Here is a 25,480-nt window from a genome sequence, read left to right as displayed (position 1 = left end):
CGCACGGTACGGCGGCCTCGTCACGCCCGGACGCCCGCCGAGCGGACCGCCCGCATCACCTCCGCCCGGTAGGCGGCGTAGGCGGCGCGCAGATCGGTTCCGGGCCAGTCGGCGGGCAGCAGCCGGTCGGGGAGCACCGGGTCGGCGAGCAGGTGCCGCACAACGGCGGCGAAGGCGGTGAAACGGTCGGCCGGAGCGGCGGTCCGGGAGGTGTGGTCCAGCAGGGCGCGGGCGGCGGCGGCCCACTCGCCCAACGGCCACAGGGCGGCTGCGAGTTCCCGGTCCGGTTCGTCGGGGCGGGCGGTGAAGCAGCGGGCGACCTCGGCGAGCCCGGCAGGGTGCGGGCGGTCGAGGTTGGCGGGCCGCAGCCAGACGCCCTCGCGCAGCTCGGCCAGGCGCAGGCCCGTGAGGCGCGCGCGCAGATCGGCGCGTTCGGCGGGGCCGCGGCCGGTCGCCGTGACCACCACGGTCTCCCAGTCGCCGTGCCACGCGCGCGTGCGGGGGTGCACGGCGTCGTCCTGGCGGCGACGGCGCTGCAGCAGCCGGTCGCTGAGTCGGTGGACGCCGTCCGAGCGGTGCAGATCACCGGCCGTCACCATCCGGCTGAGCGCCGCCCGCAGCGTGGAACCGCCGATGCCGAACGGTTCCACGAGCCGTACCAGGTCCTTCACCGGCAGCTCGGGCGGATCCGCGCCGAGCAGCAGGCTCAGCACGACCGACCGCGCGGACAGCGGCCGCAGCTCCACCACGCGCGCGTGTCCCGTTCCGTTGTCGCTCCGCATGGACAGGCACCTTACGCACCACCGTCGCGTTGCACTATTGCTGCGACCGCAGCCAGCATGCAACATTGCCGGGCATGGATCCCACATCCGCACCACCGCAGCCGTCGCCCACCCGTGCCGCGGCACACCCCGTCGGGGACGGCCTCGCGGCCGACCCCGCACCCGACCCCGCACCCGGCCTCACACACGACGTCACGCACGACGTCTCCAACCAGCCTCCGCCGTTCGCGCCGTACGACGCGGCCGAGGACGCCGCCCTGCTGGAGGGGCTGCGCCGGGAGGGGGCCGCCTGGGCCGAGGAGGACCTACGGCGGCTCGGCCGGCGGGCCGGGAGTGCCGAGGCCCAGGAGTGGGGCGAGCTGGCCAACCGGCACGCGCCCGTGCTGCGCACGCACGACCGCTACGGCCACCGGATCGACGAGGTCGAGTTCGACCCCAGTTGGCACGCCCTGATGCGGGTCGCGGTCGAGGAGGGGCTCGCCGGGGCACCCTGGGCGGACGGCCGGCCCGGCGCCCACGTCGCCCGCACCGCGGGCGGGCTGGTGTGGGGACACACCGATGCGGGGCACGGCTGCCCCACGTCGATGACGTACGCGGCCGTCCCCGCGCTGCGGCGGCAGCCGGATCTGGCCAAGGTGTACGAACCGCTGCTCACCGCGCGCGTGTACGAGCCGGGGCTGCGGGTGCCGACCGGGAAACGCGGGCTGCTGGCCGGCATGGGGATGACCGAGAAGCAGGGCGGCTCGGACGTCCGCACCAACACCACCTCGGCCACGCCGACCGCCGAGTCCGGGGTGTACACGCTGCGCGGCCACAAGTGGTTCACGTCCGCCCCGATGTGCGACGTCTTCCTGGTCCTGGCCCAGGCGCCCGGAGGCCTGTCGTGCTTCCTGGTGCCGAGGGTGCTGCCGGACGGCACCCGTAACACCTTCCGCGTCCAGCGGCTGAAGGACAAGCTCGGCAACCGCTCCAACGCCTCCTCCGAGCCGGAGTTCGACGGCACGGTGGCCTGGCGCGTCGGTCCCGAGGGGCAGGGCGTGAAGACCATCATCGAGATGGTCAACTGCACCCGCCTGGACTGTGTGACGGCATCGGCGACCCTGATGCGCAAGACGCTGGTCGAGGCCGGTCACCACGCCCGTCACCGGAGCGCGTTCGGCGCCCGGCTGCTGCACCAGCCGCTGATGCGCAATGTGCTGGCCGACCTGGCGGTGGAGTCCGAGGCGGCGACGACGCTCACGCTGCGACTGGCCGGAGCGGCGGACCGCGCGGTGCGCGGGGACGAGGGGGAGCGCGCGTTCCGGCGGATCGCGACGGCCGTCGGCAAGTACTGGGTGACCAAGCGCGGTCCGGCGTTCACCGCGGAGGCGCTGGAATGCCTGGGCGGCAACGGCTACGTCGAGGAGTCGGGTATGCCCCGGCACTACCGGGAGGCGCCGCTGCTGTCGATCTGGGAGGGCTCGGGCAATGTCAACGCCCTGGACGTGCTGCGGGCACTGACCCGCGACCACGCCACGGCGGACGCCCTGTTCACCGAACTCGCCCTGGCGGCCGGCGCGGACGCCCGGCTGGACGCCGCGGTCGGCCGGCTCAAGGACTCCCTGACCTCGGTCGCCGAGTCCGGAGCCCGCCGTCTGGTGGAGGTGATGGCGCTGGCCCTGCAGGGCTCCTTGCTGGTCCGCCACGCTCCCCCGGCCGTCGCCGACGCGTTCTGCGCGAGCCGGCTGGGCGGCGACTGGGGCCACGCCTTCGGCACCCTGCCCGAGGGGGCCGATCTCGGCGCGATCCTGGACAGGGCGCTGCCCGGCGTGAACTGAGCGGTGCGCCTGTGCGTCACCGCACGATTCCGCTGCGTTGTCAGTGGTGTGGGGCAGACTCGTGATCGGTTGGCACTTCTGGCACTTCGTCCGGGGGAGGACCACGTGTTCACGGGGATCGACGAGGTCGACTGGGCCTCGCTGCGTCATGCCTACGGCAGCGCGCACGACGTGCCCGTCCTGCTCAGGGGTCTCGCCTCGGCGGACCCCGCGCAACGGGAGACGGCACTCGACGAGATGTACGGCACGGTGCACTTCCAAGGGGCCGTCTACGACTCGACGCTCGCCTGCGTCCCGTTTCTGCTGCGGCTGGTGCGGGACCCGGCGGTGGCGGAGCGGAGCGGTCTGGTGGACCTGCTGGTCAGCATCGGCGACGGTGCCGGCGCAGGTGCGGTCCGCGCGGGGTCCGGCGTCTTCGTGGAGCTGTCCGACGACCCGGACGCGTGCGTGCGGCGGGCCGCGGCCGGGGCGCTCGTGCGGTTCCTCGACGAACCGGCGCGCGTCCTCGCCCTGTTGCGGGAGCGGCTGGCGGTCGAACCGGCCGGCCGGGTCCTGCTCGCCCTCACCGAGGCGCTCGGCCTCTTCGTCCGGCGCCACCCCGGGCACGCGGAGCCGGCCCTGGCCCTGCTGGCCGCGCGCAGCCGCCCGCCGTACGGTCCGGAGGAGCGCCTGGCCGCTCTGGGGCAGCTCGCCGGGTGCGCGCCCGACCGGGTCCCGACCGACCTGGTGCGCACTGCCGTGGGGCTGCTGCGCGAGCGCTCCGCGGAGCGTGCGCGCGCACGGTCGGCGGCCGGGGCGTACGGCGGACCGGTTTCGCCCAGGGCGGCCGGTGGTTCAGGTGATCCCGGCGGTTCAGGCGGTTCAGGCGGTTCAGGCGGTTCCGGCGCTTGCGGTGGTGCTCCCGGGGTGGACACCCTCGTCGGGCGGTTGCGTCGGCTGCGCCCGTCGGACGAGGAGGGAGCCCGGCTGCTGCGCACGCTGCACACCGCCCTCGGTGACCGCTCGGCCGACCGGACCGCCCTGCTCGCGGGCCAGTTGACCAGTCCGGACGCGGCGGACCGGTGCAACGCCGTCTGGATGGCCGCGGGGCTGGTCCGCGAGTGGCGCGGTGACCATCGCGGCACGGTCGGGCTGGTCGGCCGCCAACTGGACCCGGAGGAACCTCGGTTGTGCGACGCGGCCGTCTCCGTCCTCGACGGCTTCGGCCCTCTGGCCGCGCCCGCGGCGGACCCGCTGCACGCGCTGGTCGTCGCGCGTCCGGATCTGTGGGTGCGGCCGTCGCGGCGAGGGGCGACGCGGCTGGGCGGTCCGCTGCAGGCGCTCGTCCGCAGCGGCGACGCGCGCGCCGTGCCGATCCTCGCGGAGGTGCTGGCCGCCCCCCTGCCGCCGTACGAGGCGGGTTCCGTCCTGCCGTGTCTCGGCCCGGCAGCGGCGCCGCTGGTCCCGCTCCTGTGCCGTCGGCTGGCCGACCTGCCGGCCGACGCGCCCGGCACGGCCGAGCGGGCGGTTCCCCTGCTGCGAGCGCTCGGGGCGCTGGGCGCTGCGGAAGCCGTGCCCGAGATACTTCGACTGCTGCACGACGGACCCGCCGCGTCCCGCGGCCGACTCCGGGAGGCGGCCTTCGCGGTCCTGGCGGCTCTGGGGCCCGCCGGGCGGTCGGCCGTGCCCATGCTGCGGGCCGCGCTGCACTCCGACCAGGCGGGTGCGGCGGCGCGCGCGCTGTGGGCCGTCGAACCGGACGTGTCGGCCGTCCTGCCCGTGCTGGTGAGGGAGTCGGTGCACGACGACCGGAACCACCGCACCCAGGCCGTCGGCACGCTCGCACTGCTGGGCGGCTCGGCCTCAGCGGCGCTGCCCGTGCTGCGCCGCCGCGCGGCCGACGCACGGGACGAGTACGAGCGGGCCGCTGCCGCCGCGGCGGTGTGCGCCGTCAGGGGCTGTACCGAGGAGACGGGCGAGGTGCTCCGCACCCTCTGGACGGACCACCCCCCGGCCCGCCGCACCATCGCCGCGGTCCTGACCCGCCTCGGTCCGGCCGCCGCGCCGCTGCGGGACCTGGCCGACACGGAAGTGGCCCAACCGCGCCGCCACACCGCCCGGCGCGGCGGATACGGCATCCAGGACGTCCCGGAGGACGAGGAGTTGCTGACCTTGTGCCGGGAGATCCTCACCAGGACATGACCCGCGCACACCCCACGCGGAGCGCGCCGGAGGGAGCGCGCCCCGGGGGGAGGAGCATGCCCCGGGGGGAGCGTGCACAACTGCGCGACCGATCACCGACGGCGTTCGGCTGACCTGCCGACCGGCCGACCGGCTGAATGCCGCCGTCGGACAGGCAGTCAGACGTGCAGACGGCGGCGGAACCGCACACACCCCGCTCAGCCCGTGCGATGCCCCCACAGCGGGTCGAAGCGTGCCCAGTCCGCGTCCCACTGCTCGCCCCGGCGGCGCTCCAGCCGCGCACGGATCGCCCTCCCTGCGACGAAGGGCACGCAGGCGACGCAGGCTCCGGACAGCACGCCGATGAGCAGGGCGCGCAGCCTGGCCTCCTCCGGCGAGGCCGGTTCGGACACCATCCGGCCACGCGGGTCCGTCCAGACCCGGACGGCGGCGCCCTGGGCGCTGCCGGGGCGAACCCGGACCTGCCCGGTGCGGACGGTGCCGTCCGGCGCCTCCCAGCGCGCCTCGGCCCACACCCGCTCCCCCGCCCCCGTGGCCCGGGTGTCGGCCCTTCCCGGCGCCCGCTCGACAAGCGCCCCGCGCACCGGCCGCCACTCGGCGCGCTCGCGGGCCAGGCTCCGCTCGACGGAGCCGGCGGCCGCCCAGCCGGTGACCGTCCCGACGAGGACGGTGAGCAGCCAGGCGCCGAGCAGCACCCAGCCCTCCACGGTGTCGCTGCGCCGCTTGAGCGGATTGCGCCGCCAGCGCCACAGCCACACCTTCGGACCACGCAACCCCATCGACGGCTTCCTCCTCGTGAGTGGGCGGACAACGCGGACCTGACCCCTCCCTCCCTTACGCGGCCGGCCGCCCGGATGCTCAGCGGGGCGGCCCCGACCGCACCGCTGAGCATCCGGCAAGGCCGCCGTGACCTGCGGCGACGCCCCGCCGAGGGGTGACTGTCAGTGGCTGGGTGCAGACTGGCCGATGTCTGGGACAAGGACGTCGCGGAGGTAATGGGACATGACCGAGGTACTGCTCGCCGTGGGCACGCGCAAAGGCCTGTTCATCGGGCGTCGGCGTGGTGGCACATGGGAGTTCGACGACAAGCCGGCTTTCAACGCACAGGCGATCTACTCGGTCGCCATCGACACCCGGAGCGAGCGTCCGCGGCTGCTGGCCGGGGGTGACAGCGCCCACTGGGGTCCGTCGGTGTTCCACTCCGACGACCTGGGGCGCACGTGGACCGAGCCGGCGAAGCCGGCCGTCAAGTTCCCCCAGGACACGGAGGCGTCGCTGGAGCGTGTGTGGCAGCTGCACCCGGCGGCCGCCGAGCCGGACGTGATCTACGCGGGCACCGAGCCGGCCGCGCTGTACCGCTCGGAGGACCGCGGCGAGAGCTTCGAGCTGGTGCGCCCGCTGTGGGAGCACCCGACGCGCTCGCAGTGGGTACCGGGCGGGGGCGGGGAGGGCCTGCACACGGTGCTCACCGACGCCCGCGACCCGCGTGCGGTGACCGTGGCGGTGTCCACGGCCGGGGTGTTCCGCACCACCGACGGCGGGGAGAGCTGGTCGCCGTCCAACTCGGGCGTCTCGGCGGTGTTCCTGCCGGATCCCGACCCGGAGTTCGGCCAGTGCGTGCACAAGGTCTCCCGGGACGCCGCCGACCCGGACCGGCTGTATCTGCAGAACCACTGGGGGGTCTACCGGAGCGACGACTCGGGCGCCCGGTGGACCGACATCGGTGAGGGGCTGCCCTCCACCTTCGGCTTCGCGGTGGCCGCCCACCCGCACCGGGGCGGCACCGCCTACGTCTTCCCGATCAACGCGGACTCCGACCGGGTCCCCGCCGAGCACCGGTGCCGGGTCTTCCGTACGGCGGACGCGGGCGGGACCTGGGAAGCACTGTCGGCCGGGCTGCCGCAGGAGGACCACTACGGCACGGTGCTGCGCGACGCCCTGTGCACCGACGACGCCGACCCGGCGGGCATCTACTTCGGCAACCGCAACGGAGAGGTGTACGCCTCGGCCGACGACGGCGACAGCTGGCGGCGGTTGGCGGCCCATCTGCCCGACGTGCTGTGCGTGCGCGCCGCGGTCGTGGGCTGACGCTGAGGCCGTGTCCGAGAGCGGCGGGGAGACCGAGGAAGGAGCAGTGGGGTGGGGGGACTTGTGAGCGGTGCCTGCCCTGGGGGCCTTGGCCACCGGTTGATCGTCACCGTGTCTGCGGCAGTAGGGTGACGGCCGTGGCACCACGACCCTTGCATGAAATCCTCGAACCGGGCTGGGCGGCGGCCCTGGAACCCGTCGCCGGGCGGATCGCCGCGATGGGCGACTTCCTCCGAGCGGAGATCGCCGCGGGCCGCACCTACCTGCCGGCCGGCCCGCATGTCCTTCGCGCCTTTCAACAGCCCTTCGACGAGGTCCGCGTCCTCATCGTCGGTCAGGACCCCTACCCGACCCCGGGGCACGCGGTGGGGCTGTCGTTCTCGGTCGCGCCCGAAGTGCGGCCGCTGCCCGGCAGCCTCATCAACATCTTCCGGGAGCTCCACTCCGACCTCGGGCTGGCGCAGCCGTCGAACGGCGATCTGACGCCCTGGACGCGGCAGGGCGTGCTGCTGCTCAACAGGGCACTCACCACGGCGCCGCGCAAGCCTGGAGCCCACCGCGGCAAGGGCTGGGAGGAGGTCACGGAGCAGGCGATACGGGCGCTGGCGGCGCGGGGCAAGCCGCTGGTGTCGATCCTGTGGGGCCGTGACGCCCGCAATCTGCGTCCGCTGCTGGGCCGTCTGCCGTCGGTGGAGTCCGCGCACCCCTCGCCGATGTCGGCCGATCGCGGCTTCTTCGGCTCGCGTCCGTTCAGCCGGGCCAACGACCTGTTGATCCAGCAGGGCGGACAGCCCGTGGACTGGCGCCTGCCGTGACCTCGACCGCCCCGGGGCGCCGCGGCATCCTGGCCGTCGACTCGGGCGGCTCCGGGCTGCGCGTCGCCGTCGGTACGGCGGAGCGGGGAGCGGTGGCGGAGCGCTCCTCGCGCGTGCCCGTACGCACCGGCGGCCGGGGGGTCGACCCGGCGCATCTGATGGAGCAACTGGTGCCGATGGTCCGGGGGCTGGCCCGCGAGGCCGGTGTCCCGGAGCCGGTCACGGCGGCGGTGGGCGCGGCCGGGTTCGCCTCTCTGGGCGGCGCCCTGCGCGAGGAGCTGCCGGGCGCACTGGCACGGGAGTTCGGCATCCGGGAGGTCGCGCTGGCCGCCGACGCGGTCACCGCCTACATCGGCGCGCTGGGTCCGCGTCCCGGTTCGGTGATCGCGGCCGGCACGGGACTGATCGCGGTCGGTACGGATCTCGCCGGGTGGCGGCGGGCCGACGGCTGGGGTCATCTGCTGGGCGACTGCGGCGGCGGCGCCTGGATCGGCCGGGCGGGCCTGGAGGCCGCCGTACGGGCACATGACGGCCGGCCGGGTGGGTCCGCGTCGCTACTGGCCTGCGTCGAGGAGGAGTTCGGGCCGGTCGCGGGGCTGCCGGGCTCGCTGTATCCGCGCCCGGACCGCCCCGCGGTGCTGGCGTCGTTCGCGCCCCGGGTGGCTGCCCGCGCGGCGGACGATCCGCTCGCGGCGGAGATCCTGCGCTCGGCGGCCCGGCACATGGCGGACTCGGCCGCGGCCGTCTGCCCGGTGACGGGGGAACCGCGCATCGCGCTGACCGGCGGGCTGTTCCGGCTCGGCGAGCCGCTCCTCGTCCCCCTGGAGGAGGAACTGGCACGGCGGTTGCCGCATGCGCGGCGGGTGACCGCCGACGGGGACCCGCTGCTCGGCGCGGTCCGGCTGGCCGCAGCGCTCACGACCGGCACACTCGTCGTGCCCCCGGACCCAGGCATGTTGCACGTGGTGTCCGAACCCGGTGGGTGAGCCGGCCGCTCACACCTCGCCGGGCGCCCCGTGCGCCACGCCGGACACGTGAGGGGGACAAGTCGCCCGGAACACACACTGATCACTTCTGATCCGTACGTAACTCATCAGACAAAAGCGGACGGATACCGCTCACCTGCACCCTCCCCGAACAGGGGAGCCACGGAAACAAGTAACATGCGGCGCCATGAGCTCCCCCACTGGGCCCGCGTCCGGCCTGCCAGTACGAATGCCGCGCCCCCGCCAGCCCGGGCGGCACCGCCGACCCGAACCCCTGGCGGCTCCGGAGGGCGCGCCCGCGCTCGTCCTCGCGGTGCCGGGCACGCCGAGTGAGGCCAGCCGCGGCCTGGCCGAGGAGATCGTGAGCATCGCCCGCTCCGAGCTGCCCGGCCTCGACGCGCGCATCGGTTACCTGGACGGGGACGACACCGACTACCCCAGTGTGCGGTCGGTGCTCACGCACACCGCCGAGGAGCGCACGGCCCGTTACGAGCAGGCCAAGGCCGCAGGAGTCGAGGTCAAGGAGCCCGAGGGCCCCGTGGCCGTCGTCGTGCCGCTGCTCGCCGGCCCCGACGGTTCCCTGCTGCGCCAGGTCCGCCAGGCCGTCATGGACAGCCGCGTGGCCGCTGATCTCACCGACGTGCTCGGCCCGCACCCGCTGCTGGCCGAGGCGCTGCACGTGCGGCTGTCCGAGGCAGGCCTCGCGCGCGCGGACCGCGCGCGCCTGTTCACCGTGGCGACGGCCGCCGACGGCATCATCCTCGCCTCCGTGGGCGGCGACGAGGCCGTGCAGGCCGCCGGCATCACGGGCATGCTGCTCGCCGCCCGGCTCGCGGTGCCGGTGATCGCCGCGGCGCTCGACGAGGAGGGTTCGATCACCTCCGTGGCCGAGCAACTGCGCTCCTCCGGCTCCCAGCAACTGGCGCTGGCGCCGTACCTGATCGGCCCGGAGATCGACGCCTCCCTGATCGAGGCCGCGGCGAAGGAGGCCGGCTGCCCGGCTGCCGAGGCGCTCGGCCCCTACCCGGCGATCGGCAAGCTCGCCCTGGGCAAGTACATGACGGCGCTCGGCATCACCCCGCAGGAACCGCAGGGCACGCCGGCCCACTGACACCGCCGCTACGCCGCACGACGGCAGCGTGACGTCCGTACGGCCTCGAAGGGCCCGCTCTGTACGGAGCGGGCCCTTCGGAGGTGCGGAGCGCGGTACGGCGGTCGTCAGCCGAACACCACCCAGGACGCCGCGGGAACGGTGACCGAGCCGCCGCGTCCGGGCAGGCCGGTGAGCGGGTCGAGGTGGAACCAGGTGACGTCGCCGGAGCGCTCGTTCGCGACGTAGAGCCGGCCGTCGCAGGCGGTGAGGGCGCGCGGCCAGCGCCCTCCGCAGGACACCGTGCCGGCCAGGCGCAGGGTGTCACCGCCGTCGGCGACCGTGAAGACCGACAGGACGTCCTCACCCCGGGTCGCCGTCCATACGAACCGTCCGTCCGCGGCGACGGCGATCCCGGAGGGGTAGGCGTCGCCTGTCGGCGCCCCGGGCAGCACCGGCGACTCGCCCAGGGGTTTCAGGGCGCCGTCGGCCGGGTTCCAGCGGCACACGGTGACGGTGGGCGCGAGTTCGTTGACCACGTAGGCGTGGCCGCCGTCGGGATGGAAGGCGAGGTGACGGGGGCCGGAACCGGGGCGCAGCGCGAACTCCTGGTGCACGGCGAGCGTGCCGTTGCCCAGAGTGCACACCCGCACCGAGTCGGTGCCGAGGTCCACGCTGACCAGCCAGCGTCCGCTGGGGTCGGGCAGCACCTGGTGGGCGTGCGGGCCCTGCTGGCGCGGGCCGTAGGGGCCGGAGCCGGTGTGGCGCAGGACGGCGGAAGCCGACCGGGCGAGGGTGCCGTCCGGCCGGAGCGGGACGGCGGTGACGCTGCCGGAACCGTAGTTGGCGGTCAGGACGTGCCCGTCGTGGACGCTGAGGTGGGTGGGGTCGTCGCCGCCGACCCGGACCGGTGGGCCGGTGCGCTCGGGGGCGTCGCCGTCCACTCGGTAGGCGGCGACCGCGCCGCGGGGCGTCTCGCTGACCGCGTAGAGCGTGCGCCGGTCGGGTGAGAGGGCCAGGCAGGAGGGGTCGGGCAGGGAGTCGGTCCGGCTCAGCGGGGTGAGGGCTCCGCTGTCCTCGTCCACGGCCGCCGTGACGATCCCGGGGCCGCCGGCCGCCGTGAACGACCCGATGAACGCCCGTCGCCTGCCGCCGTCCGCCACCGCAGTCCCCTCTCGTGTCGTCGCCGTCGGGGTGACGGTAGCAGCAGATCACGTAAGGTCTAGACCAAAACGCCGCCAAGAGGCCGACGGTCGGCCCGTCCGGTCGTCCACGGCGTGCCTCCGGCCACCCACACGGCCCTACCGATCGGACTCCCCCACGGCTCCCGGCACGCCCGCCCGGCCGCCGCTCCGCCCGACCGGCTCCCCCTCCCACCGCAGCGGACCGCCCGACCGACTCCCGCCGCCGACCGGCTCCCACCGTGCCCCTGACTCCCGTTCCGCCGCCGCTGACGCTCGCTCCGTCGGCCGGGCACCCGCAGCGCCGCCCGACTCCTGGCCCGGCCGGCTCCCGCAGCCCCCGCTAGCCCCACCCGGCTCCCGCTACCGCCGCCCGGCTCCAGCTGTCCCCGCCCGGTTCAGGCCCCGACGAGGGGCGAGCCGGAGCACGTCCGCAGAGGGTGGGCGAGTTCCGTCAGGGCACGCTCCAGGCCGTGCAGATGCGCGAGCGGGCCCTGCGGGACGTCGAGACCGGCGGTCGCCGTCGAACTCCCGGCCGGACCCGAGGCGACCGGCACGACGGACTGGGCCGTGACCCGCCCCGGTACGGCCGGCCCGGCGCCCGAGGCCTCCGACTCGCCCTCCATCAGGGCCTCCACCGCGCCCTGCACGCGCCAGCACGCCGCCGCGAGTCGGGCGTCGTGGGACGCCTCGGGGTCGGCGGCGACCGCGACCAGGGCGCGGATCTCGCGGGCGCAGTCGTCGAGGAGGGCGACGACCCGGCCGGCACGGCGCTTGCGGCCGCGCATCGGGTTCAGCGGGTGGACGAGCGGCGCGATCGCGAGGCGCACCCGGCCGAGCATCCGCTCCAGGTCGGCGACCCGGGCCGCTGGGTCCGCGCCCTCGTCACCCGCGAGCCGCGCGGCGGCCTCGGCGGTGCAGACGTGGACACAGCGCAGGGCGCGCCGGATCCAGGCGTCGGTGACGGTGTGGGTGGTCACCGGCAGCACGAACAGCACCGCCAGCGCCGCCCCGACCGCGCCGACGCCGGTCTCCGCGAGCCGCAGCCCCAGCAGCCCCGGGTCCAGCACGCCGAGCAGGCCGTAGAGCAGTTCGGCGAGGAGAGTCACCCAGAGCATCATCCAGGTGTAGGACACGGCGGCCGTGTAGAAGATGCCGAAGACGCAGACGGCCACGAGGGCAGCGGTGGGGAGGGGGGCGCCGGCCACGGGGACGGCGACGAGCAGGCCCAGGCCGATGCCGATCACCGTTCCGAGCACCCGCCGGAAGCCGCGCACCAGCGTCTCGCCCCGCGAGGTGGTGTTGACGAAGATCCACCAGGTGGCGCCGACGGCCCAGTACCAGCGCTCCCCCGACAGCAGCTGACCCACGACCAGGGCGAAGCCCGCGCCGGCGGTGGCCTGCACCGCCTGGCGGGTGGTGATCCGGTCGAGGCCGGTGCCGCCCGGCGGTGCGGGTACGGCCGCCGGGGGCAGTCGGCGCTCGTAGCACCAGGCGCCGAAGCGCACCGTGGCGGCGCTGAGCAGGGACAGGGCGACCGCCGCGTACAGCTCGGGCAGCATGCCGCCGGTCGCCCGCAGGAACTGCGCGACGAAGAACATCATGAACGCGAACACGCCGAGGCTGTGCCCGCGCGGCCCCCAACGGCGGGCGTAGACGCCCACGCCGATGACGGCGAGGAAGGCCGCGTCCCGCAGGAGCGGCCGGTCGTGCAGCAGAGCCGCGGCCGTGAGCACCGGCAGGCCGGCCGCCGGCAGCAGGGCGGTGGTGACGGCCTGGCCGCGGACGGTGGCGTCGGTGACGGTGAACAGGGCGAGGAGCGCGGCGAGGCCACCGGTGACGGCACCGACGAGGGAGTGCCCCGCGAGACCGCAGACGACGACGGCCGACCCGATGCCGAGCACGGCCCGCGCGGCGAAGCGCAGCCGTACCCGCCCCGGGTCCTCAGCCACGAACACCCTCTTCAGCACTGCCTACCGCCCCCTGTTCCCTCTGCCGGCGCCGGACGGACTCCGGCATGAAAAAGGCGCCGCGGAATCCGCAGCGCCATCGACGGGTCCATGAGAGCATCCCCGGCGCCACCGGCTCAAGCGGACCGATTCCGACTGGTCCATTGGCTCACTCACGCGGCGTCGGCGTGCTCCACGGCCGGACCAACGGACCATGACGTCCGGTTCATCCGGATCGCACCCGGCTGAGCCATTGGTACAGTCGTTGAAGATCATGTACAAAGCAAGGAGGCCGGGCACCATGGCCGTGGACGAACTGGACACCCGCATCCTGCGGCTGCTGCTGGAGCAGCCACGTACGAGCGTCCGCGAGTACGCCCGGATCCTCGGCATCGCCCGGGGCACGCTCCAGGCCCGGCTGGACCGGCTCGAACGGGACGGTGTGATCACGGGCACGGCCCCCTCCCTCTCCCCCGCCGCGCTGGGTCACCCGGTGCTCGCGTTCGTGCACATCGAGGTGACCCAGGGCCATCTCGACGACGTGGGTGACGCGCTGGCCGCCGTGCCGGAGATCGTGGAAGCGTTCTCCATCACCGGCGGCGGCGATCTCCTCACCCGTGTGGTGGCCCGTGACAACGCGCACCTGGAGGACGTGATCCAGAAGCTCATCAGTCTTCCCGGTGTCGTCCGCACCCGCACCGAGGTGGCACTGCGCGAGCGGGTCCCGCACCGACTGCTGCCCCTGGTGGAGTCGATCGGCCGCGCGGCCGGAAGGTGACAGCACGGGAAGTGGCGGCACCGGCGCCTTCGGCGGCGCACACCGGCCGGCCGCCGCGGAGAGACCGTCCGGTCAGGAGCGGCGGCGGGGCTTCCCACCGCCCCGCCTGGTGGAGGTGCTCTTCCTGCCGGCGCTCTTGTGACCGCCGGCCGTCCTCGCGCCGGCGGCCTTCTGCCCGGAGCCCTTCTGACCCCCACCCTTCTGACCGCCGCCCGTGCGTGCGCCGGTGCTCTTGCGGGGCTGCTGCTTCTTCTCCTCGGCCGCGGGGGCCGGTCTGGTGCGGCCCCGGGTGCTGTTGACCGTGCGGCCGCGGACGATGCCGATGAAGTCGTCGACCTCGTCGGTGGTGGCGTCCTGCGGCCAGGAGAGCACGACGCCGGACCGGGGGGCGTCCGTGACCGGGCGGTACGTGAGGTCGCGGCGGTGATGGAGACGGGCGAGGGACTGGGGGACGTAGAGGACGCCGATGCCCGCCGCCACCAGTTCGACGGCGTCGGCCGTGGTGGCGGGACGCTCGAACGCGGGTTCGCCGGGCGGCATGCCGTCCCAGGGCAGCACGTCGTCCAGCGGGTGCAGGACGACCTCGTCGGAGAGGTCGTCGAGGGCGACCTCCTCGACGGCGGTGGCCAGATGGTCCTTGGGGACCACGACCACGGTGGTCTCGGTGTACAGGGGAATCGCGCTCAACACCGTACGGTCGACGGGGAGGCGGACCAGTCCCGCGTCGGCCGAACCGTCCCGCAGGAGATCGCAGGCCTCGGCGGCGGTGGCCTGCAGCAGGGTGAGCGGGGTGTCCGGGTGGCGCTCGTTCCAGACGCGCACCCACTTGGCGGGCATCACTCCGGGGACGTGGGCGAGCCGGAAGGTGGGGTGATCCGCCGAGTCAGTCACCTCGCCAGATTACCGGCTGTGGTCGGACGTCCGTGCCGCGGCCGATACTCTGGACGGCATGAAGTCGCACCAGAGCGCCCAGACGATGAAGCCCGCCACCGCGGCGAAGAAACTGGGCGTGTACCTCCCCGCCACCCCCGCCGAGTTCCAGGAGGGTGTCGTCTCGCGCGCCGAGCTGAACGAGCTCCAGGCGAACCCGCCCGAATGGCTGCGGGAGCTGCGACAGAACGGCCCGCATCCGCGTCCGGTGGTCGCCTCGAAGCTGGGTGTGTCCATCGCGGGGCTGGCCCGGGGCGGGGTGACCGAGGCGCTGACCACCGAGCAGATCGAGGCGGTCAGGAGCGAGATGCCCGAGTGGCTGGTCAAGGAGCGCGCGACGCAGGCCGAGGTGCGCAAGGAGGCCGCCCGCCTCAAGCGACGCGACGCCGAGCGCGACGCCGAGGAGGAGCAGCCGGCTCACTCGTGACGAAGAGGAGCCATACGGCGCTCCGGCAAGGGTGACTGGGCCATCGCAGCTGGGTAACGGCGCCCGAGGGGGCGGCACAGGCCTGTCGTAGGCCCTCACCACGGTCGCCACGCCGCGGCCCCGCGGGCGACGCCGGGTCCCGCCCCGTCACCACAGGACCCCAGGTCCCCGGCCGTCGCAGGACGCCCCATCCCCAGCCCGCACCAGGCCGAGTGGGGGGGGAGGTCCCGCCTCGTCGTCACCGCCCGACCCCAGGCCCCGGGCCGTCACGGAACGCCCGTCCCCGCCCGTCCCACGCGGAGCAGGTCCTCCTGCCGACACAACGGGGCGCCGGAACCCCCGCACCCGTCACGCGCGCGGCGCCGCGATGCTGACGGCGTTGGCCGCTACGACGGCGGTGACGGCCGTCCAGTCGGCAAGCGGCAGGGACTGCCCGAGGCCGATCCACCCGACCAGCGCGGCGAGGACCGGGTTGACGCTCATGAACAGCCCGAAGGCGGCGGGTGGCACCCGGCGCAGGGTGAACAGGTCGGCGAGGTAGGGCACGGCCGACGAGAGCACGCCGGCCACGACGGCACAGCCGAGCGCCGGCGCCGTTGGCGGCGTGCGCAGTGCCAGGACGACCCCGATCGGCAGGAACACCACCGCCGACACCGCGGCGGCGGCCGCCGCACCCTGCGCCCCGGGTACGCGTCGCCCGACGGTCCGGTTGAGCAGGATGTACGACGCCCAGCAGGCGGCGGCGAGCAGCCCGAGCCCCAGACCCAGGTAGTCGCTGGAGGGCTGGGGACGCATCAGCGTGACGACCCCCGCCGCCGCCACCACGGCACAGCAGGCGTCCACCCGGCGGCGGGCTGCGGCCAGGGCGAGGGCGAGCGGGCCGAGGAACTCGAGGGTCACGGCGAGCCCGAGGCCGACCCGGTCGATCGCGGTGTAGAGGGACAGGTTCATGGTCCCGAACACGACGGCGAGCAGCAGCACGGGCCCCCACTGCCGCCCGGTGAAGGACCGCAGCCGGGGCCGGGCGACGGCCAGCAGGACGACGGCGGCCACGTACTGGCGTACCGCGACGACCCCGGCGGGTCCGAGCACGGGGAACGCCAGGGAGCCGACGGCGGCGCCGGTCTGGTTGGACAGGCCGCTGCCGACCATGGTGGCCACACCGGCGAGCCGGGCCGCACCCGCGTCCGGGGCGGCCCCCGGGGACGTGCGCACGGAAGCGGCGGCGGAGGGAGCGACGGAGGCGGCGGGGTGCGGCGACGCACCGGGAGAAGGTGAGGCGGCAGGCATGCGGCGATCGTCGCGCGCGCCGACCTTTGCGCAAAATGCATCCCTGGATCGATCTATACGATGAACGCATGAATGATGCCGGCGTGACCCCGGTGACCGGGACGGCCCGCGTGGAGCTGCGGCAGCTCAGATGCCTGGTGGCGATCCTCGACGAGGGCGGTTTCACCGACGCGGCGGCCCTGCTCGGAGTGTCCCAGGCCGCCGTGTCCCGCACCCTCGCCTCACTCGAACGGGCGCTCGGGGCGAGCCTGTTGCGGCGGACCTCTCGGGTGGTGACGCCGACGGCGACCGGACTGCGGGTGGCTGCGCACGCCCGGCGCGTGCTCGCCGAGGTGGACGCCCTCGTGCGGGAGGCGACCTCGGGCCACACCCGGCTGCGGGTCGGGTACGCCTGGGCGGCGCTCGGCCGCCACACCGTGGCCCTGCAACACCAGTGGGCCGCCCGTCACCCGGAGACCGAGTTGCGGCTGGTCCGGGTGAACGCGGGCAGCGCGGGCCTGGCCGAGGGACTCTGCGACATCGCGGTGGTCCGGCGGCCACTGGACGACCGGCGGTTCGACTCGGTGATCGTGGGCCTGGAGCGCCGGCTGTGCGCCCTGGCGGCCGATGACCCGTTGGCCCGGCGCCGCTCGGTGCGGCTGGCCGACCTCAGTGGCCGCGTCCTGCTGATCGACCGTCGTACCGGCACCACCACACCCGACCTGTGGCCGGCCGACGCCCGGCCCGCCACCGAGGAGATCCACGACGTCGACGACTGGCTCACCGTGATCGCCACCGGACACGGCGTCGGCATGACCGCCGAGTCGACGGCCCACCAGTACCGGCGGCCCGGTATCGCCTACCGGCCGGTGCGCGACGCCGAGCCGGTCGCCGTTCGGCTGGCCTGGTGGCGGGACGACCCGCACCCCGCCACCCAGGCCGTGGTGGAGGTGCTGACCGCCCTCTACCGGGGCCGTTGAGGCCCGGGAGTCGCCCCGAGGCCCCCGTCATGGCTACGATCTGGCCAGGTTCACCACAGAGGGTGTTTCGAGGCTGTTGGGGGCAGGGATGGTTGCTGGTCGTGTGGTGCGTTTCGACAGCGCGCGGGGTTACGGGTTCATCGCGCCCGACGACGGCGGGGAGGATGTCTTCCTGCACGTGAACGACATGCTGATGCCGGAGTCGCAGGTGCGGCGCGGCATCGCGGTCGAGTTCGAGATCGAGGACGGCGAACGCGGGCCGAAGGCGTCGGGGGTTCGGCTCGCGCGGGGTGCGGACGGCAAGCCGCTCGCCCTCGACGACGACGTGCTGTGCGACGTGCTGAGCACGGAGGAGTTCACCCGGGACGTCACCGAGGCCCTGCTGACGGCGGCGCCCTCGCTGACCGCGGAGCAGATCCTCCAAGTGCGCTCGGGACTGGCGCAGTTCGCCAAGCACCACGGCTGGGTCGAGGGCTGATCCACGGCCGCCGCCCGGCGGGAGGCGTGCCTGAGCGCCTGCCGCCCGGGCGGCATCGTCGGGCTGTCCCCCTCGCCGGTGGCTCCCCGTCCGTCCCGCCGCGCCGACGGCACCTCGCCGGCCGCGCTGCCGTACCGCCATGTGCTCACGCTGCCGAACGAGTCCCCGCCGCCCAGTGCGGACGGGCCGGCGAGCATCAGCCCTCCACGCCGTCGGCCCGGGGCGGGCACGAGCCGGTGCCCAGAGGGTGCGGGACGTCGGGAGCGGGAGGCGGCAGCACTCCGGAGCGCTCCAGGTACTGCCGGGCACCCCGGATCGCCTCGGGGGTGGTGGCGTACTCCCGGCCCTCGTGACGCAGCGGAGCCAGCGCGCCCACCGAGTCGAGGGCCTGGCGCTGCCCGCGGCGAATGCCGGAGGCCATGACGACGATGCCGCGCCGACCGAGCTTGTCCACGACGTCCTTCAGCACGAGGGCTCCGGTGGCGTCCACGGTGGACACCCGCGACATGCGCAGGATCACCACCCGTACGTCCGCCACCTCCGTCAGCTCGAGCAGGAAGCGGTGGGCGGCGGCGAAGAAGAGCGGCCCGTCGATGCGGTAGGCGACGATGTGCTCGGCGAGCAGGGCGTGTTCCTCGGCGGTGTGATCGTCCCGGTCGAGCGGGAGCTGATCGAGCCGGGCCTGTCCGGCGACCGCCCGCAGCGCGAGGACACCGGCCACGGCCAGGCCGACGATCACCGCCCGGACGAGGTCGAGGACCAGAGTCGCGGCGGCGGTCAGTACGAGAACGGCGGCGTCGGAACGGGTGGCCCTGGCCATCGCCCTCAGCGAGCCGACCTCGACCATCCGAATCGCGGTGGCGATCAGGACCCCGGCGAGGGCGGCCAGCGGGATCCTCGACACGAGCGGCGCCGCCGTGAAGACGATCACGGCGAGGACCGCCGCGTGGGTGAGCGAGGCGAGCCGGGAGCCGGCGCCGCTGCGGACATTGACCGCGGTACGCGCAATGGCGCCGGTCGCGGGGACCCCGCCGAACAGCGGAGCGGCGATGTTGGCCAGGCCCTGGCCGAACAGCTCCCGGTCGGGATCGTGGCGCTGGCCGACCGTCATGCCGTCGGCGACCGACGCCGACAGCAGGGACTCCAGCGCGGCGAGCGCGGCGACCGCTACGGCGGGGGCCAGCAGGGAGCCCAGCGAGCCGAGGTCGAGGAAGGCCGGAGAGGGCGCGGACAGGCCGGACGGCAGGTCACCGATCGGCGGTGCCGCGTCCAGGTGGGCCAGTTGAGCGACGACGGTGGCCACGGCGACCGCGATGACCGAGAAGGGGACGGTCGGGCGCAGGCGGGCGCCGGTCAGCATCACCGCCGCGACGGCGGCCGCGAGAGCGACGGCCGTCCAGTTGGAGGCGGCGGCGAACTCCTCGAACGCCCGCCACGCCACCACCAGGACACGGTCCCCGTCGGGCTTCGCCACGCCCAGGGCGTTCGGGATCTGCTGCAGCCCGATCACGCAGGCGATGCCGAGGGTGAAGCCCTCCACGACGGGCGCGGGCACGTAGCGCATGTACGCGCCGGCCCGCAGGGCGGCGAGCGCGACGAGCAGGACGCCGGCGATCAGACCGACGGTCAGCACACCGGAGGGACCGTGCTCGGCGACGATCGGCACCAGAACGACGGTCATCGCGCCGGTCGGCCCGGAGACCTGCAGGTTCGAGCCACCGAAGATCGCGGCGAGGGCGCCTGCGACCACCGCGGTGGCAAGTCCCGCCTCGGCCCCGAGGCCCGAGGAGACGCCGAAGCCGAGCGCGAGCGGCAGCGCCACGATCGCCACGGTGAGACCGGCCAGCAGGTCGCGGCGCGGGTCCCGGCGGACCTCGGCCAGATCGCTGCGGCGCGGCAGCAAGGCGGCGACACGGCCCCGGACCCGGCGGCCGGGACGGGGACGACCGGCGTCGGGAGCGCCTGCGTCGGATCGGCCGGCCGCGAGGCTGGGAACCGGCCGGGAGTCCGGTCGGGCCGAGGTGGCGGGCATGCGGGCAGTGGTCGTTGCGGCGGCGGCGGTCGCCCCGGCGCCCGGATCGGGCGCCGGGGCACGGGCCGACGCGCGGGGCCCCGACGGGGGCGGGACGCTCACGCCGCGGCCTGCGCGGCGCGCAGCGCGGCGAGGAGCAACCGGAAGAACTCGGCCTCGGACTGGTACAGCGGTACGGACACGGCCCCTCGGATTCCCCGGCGTCACTCGCGGACAGCCGCGCCCGTGGCTACCGGTGACGCGGGCGCGGCCGTCCCAGCATGTAACGAATTGCAGAAATTAGCAATTCGTGAATCCGTTGTGCGGCGGTCGCGCATGATCGCCGCAGCCGTGCCGCCGCGCGACGGGAAGATCCGCCGCGGCCGCTCACGCGCCGCTCACACGGGGGTCAGCTCCGCGGCGCCGAAGGAGACGTCGAAGCGGTCGCACCAGATGGTCATGCTCGTGTACGCGGCCGGATCGACGTCGGCGGGCAGACGGTAGTTCTGGTCGCCCTTGTTCCCCTTGAGCTTGCCGAGGCTGACGTACTCGCCGTCATCGAAGACGTGCCACCCCGCGCGGCCCGCCTTGACCGGGGCGTCCGTGAGCCAGACACGCAGGTCCGGGCCGTTGCTGGTGTCCAGGCCCTCCAGCCGCAGCACGTGCGAGCCGTCGGCCAGGCGCAGCAGTCGTACCGTGCCGGACGTGTCGTGCTCGTGGCTGATCAGGTCACCGCTCGCCACCGTGCGCGGCTCGGCCGGCGCGGGCGTGGCCGGTGCGGTGGGCTCGTCCGGTGCGGTGGGCCCAGGCTGTGCCCCCGGAGGATTCGACGCGGCCGGTTCCGACGGTGCCACGCCGACACCCGGCAGCGCTTCGTGCACCGTTTCGTCCTGCCACAGCTTCCATGGCTGGAACCAGTACAGGCCCGCGGCGAGCACCACCGCGGCCACCCCCAGCACTCCCACGGCCACCGGCCCCGTCAGCTTCCGGCGAACCCGCCCCATGTCGCTCTCCTCTCGATCCGAGGCCTCCATTCAAGTGGTTCGGCGGCCGGTTTCGGCCGCCGAACAGATGACGGAACTCTTACGGCACCGGGCAGGCGACCTGTCGGGTCGCGTGACCTGCCTTCCTCAACCGACGCGTTTGATGGGCGGGCAGTGCCATCGCGCGTCGATGACCTCGGGGCGCGGGAGGTACATCCGCAGCGCGACGTACCAGATTCCCTGTTGCGGGGTGGGCAGCCAGTTGGACTCCCGCTCCGGCCCCGGCGACTCCGGCTGCAGGTAGAGGGTCAGACCCCCGTCGTCGTCTGTGACCAATCCCTGGGTGCGGTCCCCGACGGAGTACCGGTTGATCGGGTTCGGGATCAGGTTCCGGCTTTCGTCGTAGGCGGTCATCGACCAGAACGCGTCGACCGGGGGCAACGTGCCCGCCTCGAAGCGCAGCTCGTAGCGGCCGGTGGCCAGCGTCTCGCCGGCGTCGTCGGTGAAGGCCGTCAGGTAGACCGCCTCCTCGGGGTCGTTGACGGCGATGCCCACCAGGGACTGCTCCGCGGCCCGCCTGAGGAAGTCGTCCCCGTAGTGCCCGACCTTGCCTGGAGCGTAGCGCCAGCCGTTGATCAGTTCGGCCCACTGGCCGCTGAGCAGCTGCTGTTCGAGCAGCGGCACGGCGGTGGCGGCGGCCCGGATCAGGCCCTCCTTCACCGGCTCCGGCTGTGCCTCGACGTCCAGCCCCGGGCCGATGCCGATCTCCGCGAACTGCCGGAGCAGGACCTCGTGGTGCTTGGGCAGCGGGTTCTCGGCCAGCGCCGCGTTGAGTGTCTTCCACGGAGCGAGCGGATCCTCGGCGGGGTCGGCCGGCACCGGTACATCGCGGCGTTCCGGGAGCGTGGCGCCCTTCTTGCCGAACAGATGGAGCGGCGTCAGCCGGTACTGCTGCTGCAGCGCGTGGACGGCCGGGAGGTCTTCCTCGCCGTCGATGAGGGTCCGTCCGACGATCAGCACCCAGGGGGTGGGGGCGTTCGCCGTGCGGCGCACGCCCTTGGGGAGGTCACCGCTCCATTCCGGCCCGATGAGGGCGAAGTTGCCGGCTTTGGATCCGGTCGCCCGCATGCCGACGTAGTCGTAGTTGTCGGAGGTGAACGCCACCAGTTCGAAGGTGAAGTAGCGGTCGCCCATGTCCGGGTGCGAGAGGATGAGGGGTTCCTCGCGCAGGTCCACCCACGCCCAGGAGTACAGCGTGTCGATGTTGGGTGACACTCCCTCCCGGTCCGTGACGTCCCAGAGCCTGCTCGCATGCCAGAAGTGGTTGACGGCCATGTGGGGCGTCGATTCGGTCTCGGGTTCCTGGGCCACCCAACGGTGGCGGAGGCCGGCGTTGTAGAGGTAGGGGAAGCCGTAGATGAAGGCCTGCTCCCCCAGCGTGTACGCGTACTCGCGGCGCCAGTCGTCCACCCGGCCGGTCAGCGCCGGCTTCATCGACTGCCATGCCACGGGCAGGGCCCGCGTCGCTTTCCTGGCGCGGTCGATGGTGTCCCCGGGGTGTCGTACGGCCGTCGCGGTGGCCTTTCCGGTGGCGGCCGCCGCGTGACCGATGCCGGCTGCCGTCGCGGCGAGATCGTGGCGCAGGCTTCGCCGGGGGTGGTTGCTGTTGGCTGTGGGGGCCATCATCGCGTTCCTCTCCTGAGGCCGGACGGCACAGCTTGCAGCCACCACGCGCATGGGGAACCGGCAGCCGTCGGCCGCGGTCCCGACTCCGGAGCGCCACGCGGCTGCGCTCTGCGCCGTTGCTTCGCGGGGATTCCGGGCCGGCGCTCCGACACGCACCTCCTCTTCAAGTAAATCCCCGCACTCGAACCCCGGCAAATGGGGTCTTTCCGTCCCATGAGTCCCCCTGCCCGTCACTCAACGCGTTCACGGCGTGGGCCACTTGACGGGGAGGCGATCCGGGCGGCAACCGCGCACAGTCCTCGCTCCGCTCCGCGGCGCGTGCGGCCGCCGCACCCGGCACTCCCGGCCCGATCGACGACGAGGAAGATCAAACACAGCGCGTCGCCGGTCCGGACAGCCGCTCAGCCAGTCAGCCGGACAGGGAGTCAGCCAGTGGGCCCGTCGATGACAGCCCCGGCGCCGCGGCGCCCAGTGGTCCCGCGGCGGTCGTCGCAAACCGCCGGGCGACGGCCCCCGGCAAGGTGAGCCCGGCCCCACCGGCCGCGGCACTCCTCACTGTCCGCACTGTCCGCACTGTCCGCGCTCACCGCGTGATCCGCTGATGTGGGCGAAGCGACGCCCGGTGTTATTCAATGAGGTGTGCGGTCAGGGATCTCGGGGCCCGGTCGCACGGGTCCGAGTACAGCCCCGGCGCTGCGCCGGGAACTGCTGAGAGAGCCGCATGGACTCCACACCCACCCCTCCGTCTTCTTCGCCGTTCGACATGGTCAGCAGCGCCCTGGGGCGCTACATCCCGAGCGGCGGAGCGGAAGCGTCCGCCGGTTCCGCAGACGCGCAGGGGGACCGCTCCACCAGCCAACGCGTACCCGACAACGCGGCAGCCGGCCGTCAGGAACAGATTCTCGGCGCCATCAACCTGGACCGGGATCTGAGGATCACCCGCTGCAATCTGGACGCCCCGGTATTCGCGGGTCTGGACGCCGCGGCCGGGAGTCGTTTCGCCGATCTCCTGCCCCCTGGGGACGTACCAACGGTCACGCGGCGGTTGCGGCAGGTCCTGGAAACCGGTGAGGCACACGTCGCCCGGATCCAGCGCCTGCGGCGCGGCGACGGATCGGAGCTGGTGGTGTCGCTGAGCATCCTGCCCGCCGCGGCGCCTCAGGAAGGCCTGACCGTCTCCGTGATCGCCATGGCCAGGAGGCTGCACCTGTACGCCGCCGAGACCGCTATCGGCACCTCGCTGGACATCGGCGAGACCGCGCAGTCGCTGGCTGAGTCCCTGCTGGCTTGGGGAGACGTGGCCGCCGTCGACCTCGACTTCGCCGTGTGGACAGGCGAGGGAGTGACCGGGCAGGCGCATGAACGCATCCGGCTACGGCGGGCGGCCCTGGTGCCGGACCGGGCCTGGCCCGAGGGCTACGTGACTCCGGGCGACGATCTTCCCAGCGACGCCAGTCGCCTGCTGGCGCAGGCGGTACGACGGGACGACGCCCCGCAGGCCATCGTCATACCCGACCGGGAGGCGGTCGAGCGGATACTCGGCAGTCCGCGAGTGATACGTGCCCTGGTGCCGGGTGACCCGTCGGCGGGTGTGGCATGCATACCGCTGGTCTTGGACGGCGCGCCGCCTGTCGTACTGGGCGTGGCGGAGATCTGGCGGCGGGCGGAGTCCCCCTTCCGCGACAGCGAGCTGTTCGACCTGCAGGAACTGGTGGCCAGGACCGTCCATCACGTGGACCTGGCCCGCCAGCACCAGCGCGAGCACACGCAGGTGCTGGCGCTGCAGCGCCGGCTGCTGCCTCGGACCGGCGGCGACACCGTCGAGATAGCCAGCGTCTACCAGCCCGCCACCCCCGACAGCGCGGGCGTCGGCGGCGACTGGGTGAACAGCTTTCCGCTGCCGGACGGCCGTACCGCGCTGGTGGTCGGTGATGTCGTCGGGCACGGCCTGGGAGCCGCGGCGACCATGGGCCAGCTGAGCATGGAGGCCCGCGCGCTGCTGTCCGCGGGTCTGGGGCCCGACGAGGTGCTGGAACACCTGGACGAGACCGTGACGGTACTGGACGACGCGGAGTCCGGGCTGGCGGCCGGCTACAGCGCCCTCGGGTCGACCTGCTGCATCGCCCTCTACGATCCGGTCAGCCACCACGTAACGCTGTCCAGCGCCGGCCACCTCCCCCCGGTCCTGGTGTCCCCGGACGGGCACGCGAACCCGCTCGCGGTGCGCCCTCATCCCGGCCTGGGCGCCGAGTTCGCGCTGCGGGAGCCGTTCGAAGTGCACACTTTCGGCGCGCCCCCGGGCTCCCTGCTCGTTCTCTACACCGACGGCCTGGTGGAGGATCCGGCGCTGTCCATCGACGAGGCCATCGACAGGCTTGCGGACGCCGTGTCCACGGTGCACCCCTGGGACGCCCTGCAGCAGGCCGCACGGCGGGTCGCCTCCGCCCTGACGCCCGCACGCCAGCGCGACGACGTGACCCTGCTGCTCGCCCGGATGATCGGCTACCGCAAGGGGGACACCGCGACCTGGCGGCTGCCCGCCCGCGACGACGCGCCCGCCCGTGCCCGCGCGCAGGTCTCCACGCTGCTGCGGCAATGGCGCTCCAAGGACGACACCTTGGACAACGTGTCGTTGCTGGTCAGCGAGCTGGTCACCAACGCGGTGCGCTTCGCCGGCGGTCCTGTCACGGTACGGCTGATCAGGGCCGGTCACGGCCTGCTGTGCGAGGTGGGCGACACCGGCACCGGCAGGCCGCGTCTGGGCCGGGGCGGCCTCCTCGACGACGGCGGTCGTGGCCTGCGCATCGTGCACAGACTCACCACCCGGTGGGGGGTGCGGTGGACGGACACCGGCAAGGTGGTCTGGGCGAAGGTCGCGGGGTGACGCGGCTGCGGGGCGGGGCCGCGGCCGACGTACGGGAGCGCGGCGAGGGTACGGGCGGCGTACGCGTCATCGGGCGGCACCGACCCGTACGAACGGCGCCCACGGCGGTACCGGCGTCGTGACCGGTGATACGGGCGGCCCGTCTGCCGGTACGGGTGGCGCGGG

The 25,480-nt window shown here is 74.1% G+C and carries 20 protein-coding genes; 11 read left to right on the top strand and 9 right to left on the bottom strand.

Annotated elements, in window-relative coordinates; genetic code table 11:
- Positions 1 to 20: 20 nt before the first annotated feature.
- Positions 21 to 782: a PaaX family transcriptional regulator C-terminal domain-containing protein gene (locus AC3ET3_RS18470; RefSeq protein WP_432136150.1), complete on the bottom strand. Its 762-nt coding sequence runs from the start codon at positions 780 to 782 to the stop codon at positions 21 to 23.
- A gap of 74 nt (positions 783 to 856) precedes the next feature.
- Here AC3ET3_RS18470 and AC3ET3_RS18465 point away from each other — a divergent pair, with 74 nt between their 5' ends.
- Together AC3ET3_RS18465 and AC3ET3_RS18460 are read left to right on the top strand one after the other, a co-directional pair.
- Positions 857 to 2,599 carry a DNA alkylation response protein gene (locus AC3ET3_RS18465; protein WP_435612490.1) on the top strand — a complete coding sequence of 581 codons (1,743 nt, stop codon included), beginning with the start codon at positions 857 to 859 and terminating at the stop codon, positions 2,597 to 2,599.
- A gap of 105 nt (positions 2,600 to 2,704) precedes the next feature.
- Positions 2,705 to 4,780 carry a HEAT repeat domain-containing protein gene (locus tag AC3ET3_RS18460; protein ID WP_435612489.1) on the top strand — a complete coding sequence of 692 codons (2,076 nt, stop codon included), beginning with the start codon at positions 2,705 to 2,707 and terminating at the stop codon, positions 4,778 to 4,780.
- 197 nt (positions 4,781 to 4,977) lie between these two features.
- Here AC3ET3_RS18460 and AC3ET3_RS18455 read toward each other — a convergent pair whose 3' ends face one another.
- A complete protein-coding gene (locus AC3ET3_RS18455; RefSeq protein WP_432157419.1) occupies positions 4,978 to 5,559 on the bottom strand; it encodes an Rv1733c family protein in 582 nt (193 codons plus the stop codon).
- A gap of 223 nt (positions 5,560 to 5,782) precedes the next feature.
- Between AC3ET3_RS18455 and AC3ET3_RS18450 the strand changes: the two genes are divergently transcribed.
- The 4 genes from AC3ET3_RS18450 to AC3ET3_RS18435 all read left to right on the top strand — a co-directional run bounded on the left by AC3ET3_RS18450 (position 5,783) and on the right by AC3ET3_RS18435 (position 9,780).
- Positions 5,783 to 6,868 (top strand): WD40/YVTN/BNR-like repeat-containing protein, encoded by a 1,086-nt coding sequence (locus AC3ET3_RS18450; RefSeq protein WP_435612488.1) that lies wholly within the window; start codon positions 5,783 to 5,785, stop codon positions 6,866 to 6,868.
- Positions 6,869 to 7,005: 137 nt separating this feature from the next.
- Entirely contained in the window at positions 7,006 to 7,683 is a 678-nt protein-coding gene (locus AC3ET3_RS18445; RefSeq protein ID WP_432136145.1) for a uracil-DNA glycosylase, read from the top strand.
- Entirely contained in the window at positions 7,680 to 8,669 is a 990-nt protein-coding gene (locus AC3ET3_RS18440) for an N-acetylglucosamine kinase (protein WP_435612487.1), read from the top strand. Before AC3ET3_RS18445 ends, AC3ET3_RS18440 begins: the two co-directional genes overlap by 4 nt.
- 187 nt (positions 8,670 to 8,856) lie before the next feature.
- Complete coding sequence (locus AC3ET3_RS18435; protein ID WP_432136143.1) at positions 8,857 to 9,780, top strand: sirohydrochlorin chelatase; 924 nt, start codon at positions 8,857 to 8,859, stop codon at positions 9,778 to 9,780.
- 107 nt (positions 9,781 to 9,887) lie between these two features.
- Here the strand turns inward: AC3ET3_RS18435 and AC3ET3_RS18430 are convergent, their stop codons facing one another.
- Both AC3ET3_RS18430 and AC3ET3_RS18425 read right to left on the bottom strand, forming a co-directional pair.
- Entirely contained in the window at positions 9,888 to 10,922 is a 1,035-nt protein-coding gene (locus AC3ET3_RS18430; protein ID WP_432136142.1) for a lactonase family protein, read from the bottom strand.
- 416 nt (positions 10,923 to 11,338) lie between these two features.
- Positions 11,339 to 12,910, bottom strand: a complete 1,572-nt coding sequence (locus AC3ET3_RS18425) for an FUSC family protein (protein ID WP_435612486.1) — start codon at positions 12,908 to 12,910, stop codon at positions 11,339 to 11,341.
- Between the two features lie 280 nt (positions 12,911 to 13,190).
- Between AC3ET3_RS18425 and AC3ET3_RS18420 the strand changes: the two genes are divergently transcribed.
- Positions 13,191 to 13,667: an Lrp/AsnC family transcriptional regulator gene (locus tag AC3ET3_RS18420; protein WP_432136140.1), complete on the top strand. Its 477-nt coding sequence runs from the start codon at positions 13,191 to 13,193 to the stop codon at positions 13,665 to 13,667.
- Positions 13,668 to 13,739: 72 nt separating this feature from the next.
- Here the strand turns inward: AC3ET3_RS18420 and AC3ET3_RS18415 are convergent, their stop codons facing one another.
- Positions 13,740 to 14,558 (bottom strand): LysR family substrate-binding domain-containing protein, encoded by an 819-nt coding sequence (locus AC3ET3_RS18415; RefSeq protein WP_435612485.1) that lies wholly within the window; start codon positions 14,556 to 14,558, stop codon positions 13,740 to 13,742.
- 58 nt (positions 14,559 to 14,616) lie between these two features.
- On the opposite strand from AC3ET3_RS18415, the gene AC3ET3_RS18410 reads away from it, so the two are divergent.
- Positions 14,617 to 15,024 (top strand): DUF5997 family protein, encoded by a 408-nt coding sequence (locus AC3ET3_RS18410; protein WP_435612484.1) that lies wholly within the window; start codon positions 14,617 to 14,619, stop codon positions 15,022 to 15,024.
- Between the two features lie 348 nt (positions 15,025 to 15,372).
- On the opposite strand, the gene AC3ET3_RS18405 is transcribed toward AC3ET3_RS18410, so the two are convergent.
- A complete protein-coding gene (locus tag AC3ET3_RS18405) occupies positions 15,373 to 16,314 on the bottom strand; it encodes an EamA family transporter (protein ID WP_435612483.1) in 942 nt (313 codons plus the stop codon).
- Between the two features lie 68 nt (positions 16,315 to 16,382).
- Between AC3ET3_RS18405 and AC3ET3_RS18400 the strand changes: the two genes are divergently transcribed.
- Both AC3ET3_RS18400 and AC3ET3_RS18395 read left to right on the top strand, forming a co-directional pair.
- Complete coding sequence (locus AC3ET3_RS18400; RefSeq protein ID WP_432157424.1) at positions 16,383 to 17,273, top strand: LysR family transcriptional regulator; 891 nt, start codon at positions 16,383 to 16,385, stop codon at positions 17,271 to 17,273.
- An 88-nt stretch (positions 17,274 to 17,361) separates the two neighbouring features.
- On the top strand, positions 17,362 to 17,751 hold the full coding sequence (locus AC3ET3_RS18395) for a cold-shock protein (RefSeq protein ID WP_432136136.1): 390 nt from the start codon (positions 17,362 to 17,364) through the stop codon (positions 17,749 to 17,751).
- Between the two features lie 196 nt (positions 17,752 to 17,947).
- On the opposite strand, the gene AC3ET3_RS18390 is transcribed toward AC3ET3_RS18395, so the two are convergent.
- The 3 genes from AC3ET3_RS18390 to AC3ET3_RS18380 form a co-directional block, all read right to left on the bottom strand.
- Complete coding sequence (locus tag AC3ET3_RS18390; RefSeq protein WP_432157425.1) at positions 17,948 to 19,783, bottom strand: SulP family inorganic anion transporter; 1,836 nt, start codon at positions 19,781 to 19,783, stop codon at positions 17,948 to 17,950.
- 377 nt (positions 19,784 to 20,160) lie between these two features.
- Entirely contained in the window at positions 20,161 to 20,766 is a 606-nt protein-coding gene (locus AC3ET3_RS18385; protein ID WP_432136134.1) for a DM13 domain-containing protein, read from the bottom strand.
- 126 nt (positions 20,767 to 20,892) lie between these two features.
- Positions 20,893 to 22,431 carry a DUF1254 domain-containing protein gene (locus tag AC3ET3_RS18380; protein WP_435612482.1) on the bottom strand — a complete coding sequence of 513 codons (1,539 nt, stop codon included), beginning with the start codon at positions 22,429 to 22,431 and terminating at the stop codon, positions 20,893 to 20,895.
- Positions 22,432 to 23,152: 721 nt separating this feature from the next.
- Here AC3ET3_RS18380 and AC3ET3_RS18375 point away from each other — a divergent pair.
- Positions 23,153 to 25,315, top strand: coding sequence for an ATP-binding SpoIIE family protein phosphatase (locus AC3ET3_RS18375; protein ID WP_432136132.1), 2,163 nt, complete (start codon positions 23,153 to 23,155; stop codon positions 25,313 to 25,315).
- The last annotated feature ends 165 nt before the right edge of the window (positions 25,316 to 25,480 follow it).

It is taken from the genome of Streptomyces sp. bgisy159 (genome assembly GCF_057707805.1).
This window is presented reverse-complemented; position numbering and strand designations above follow the sequence as displayed.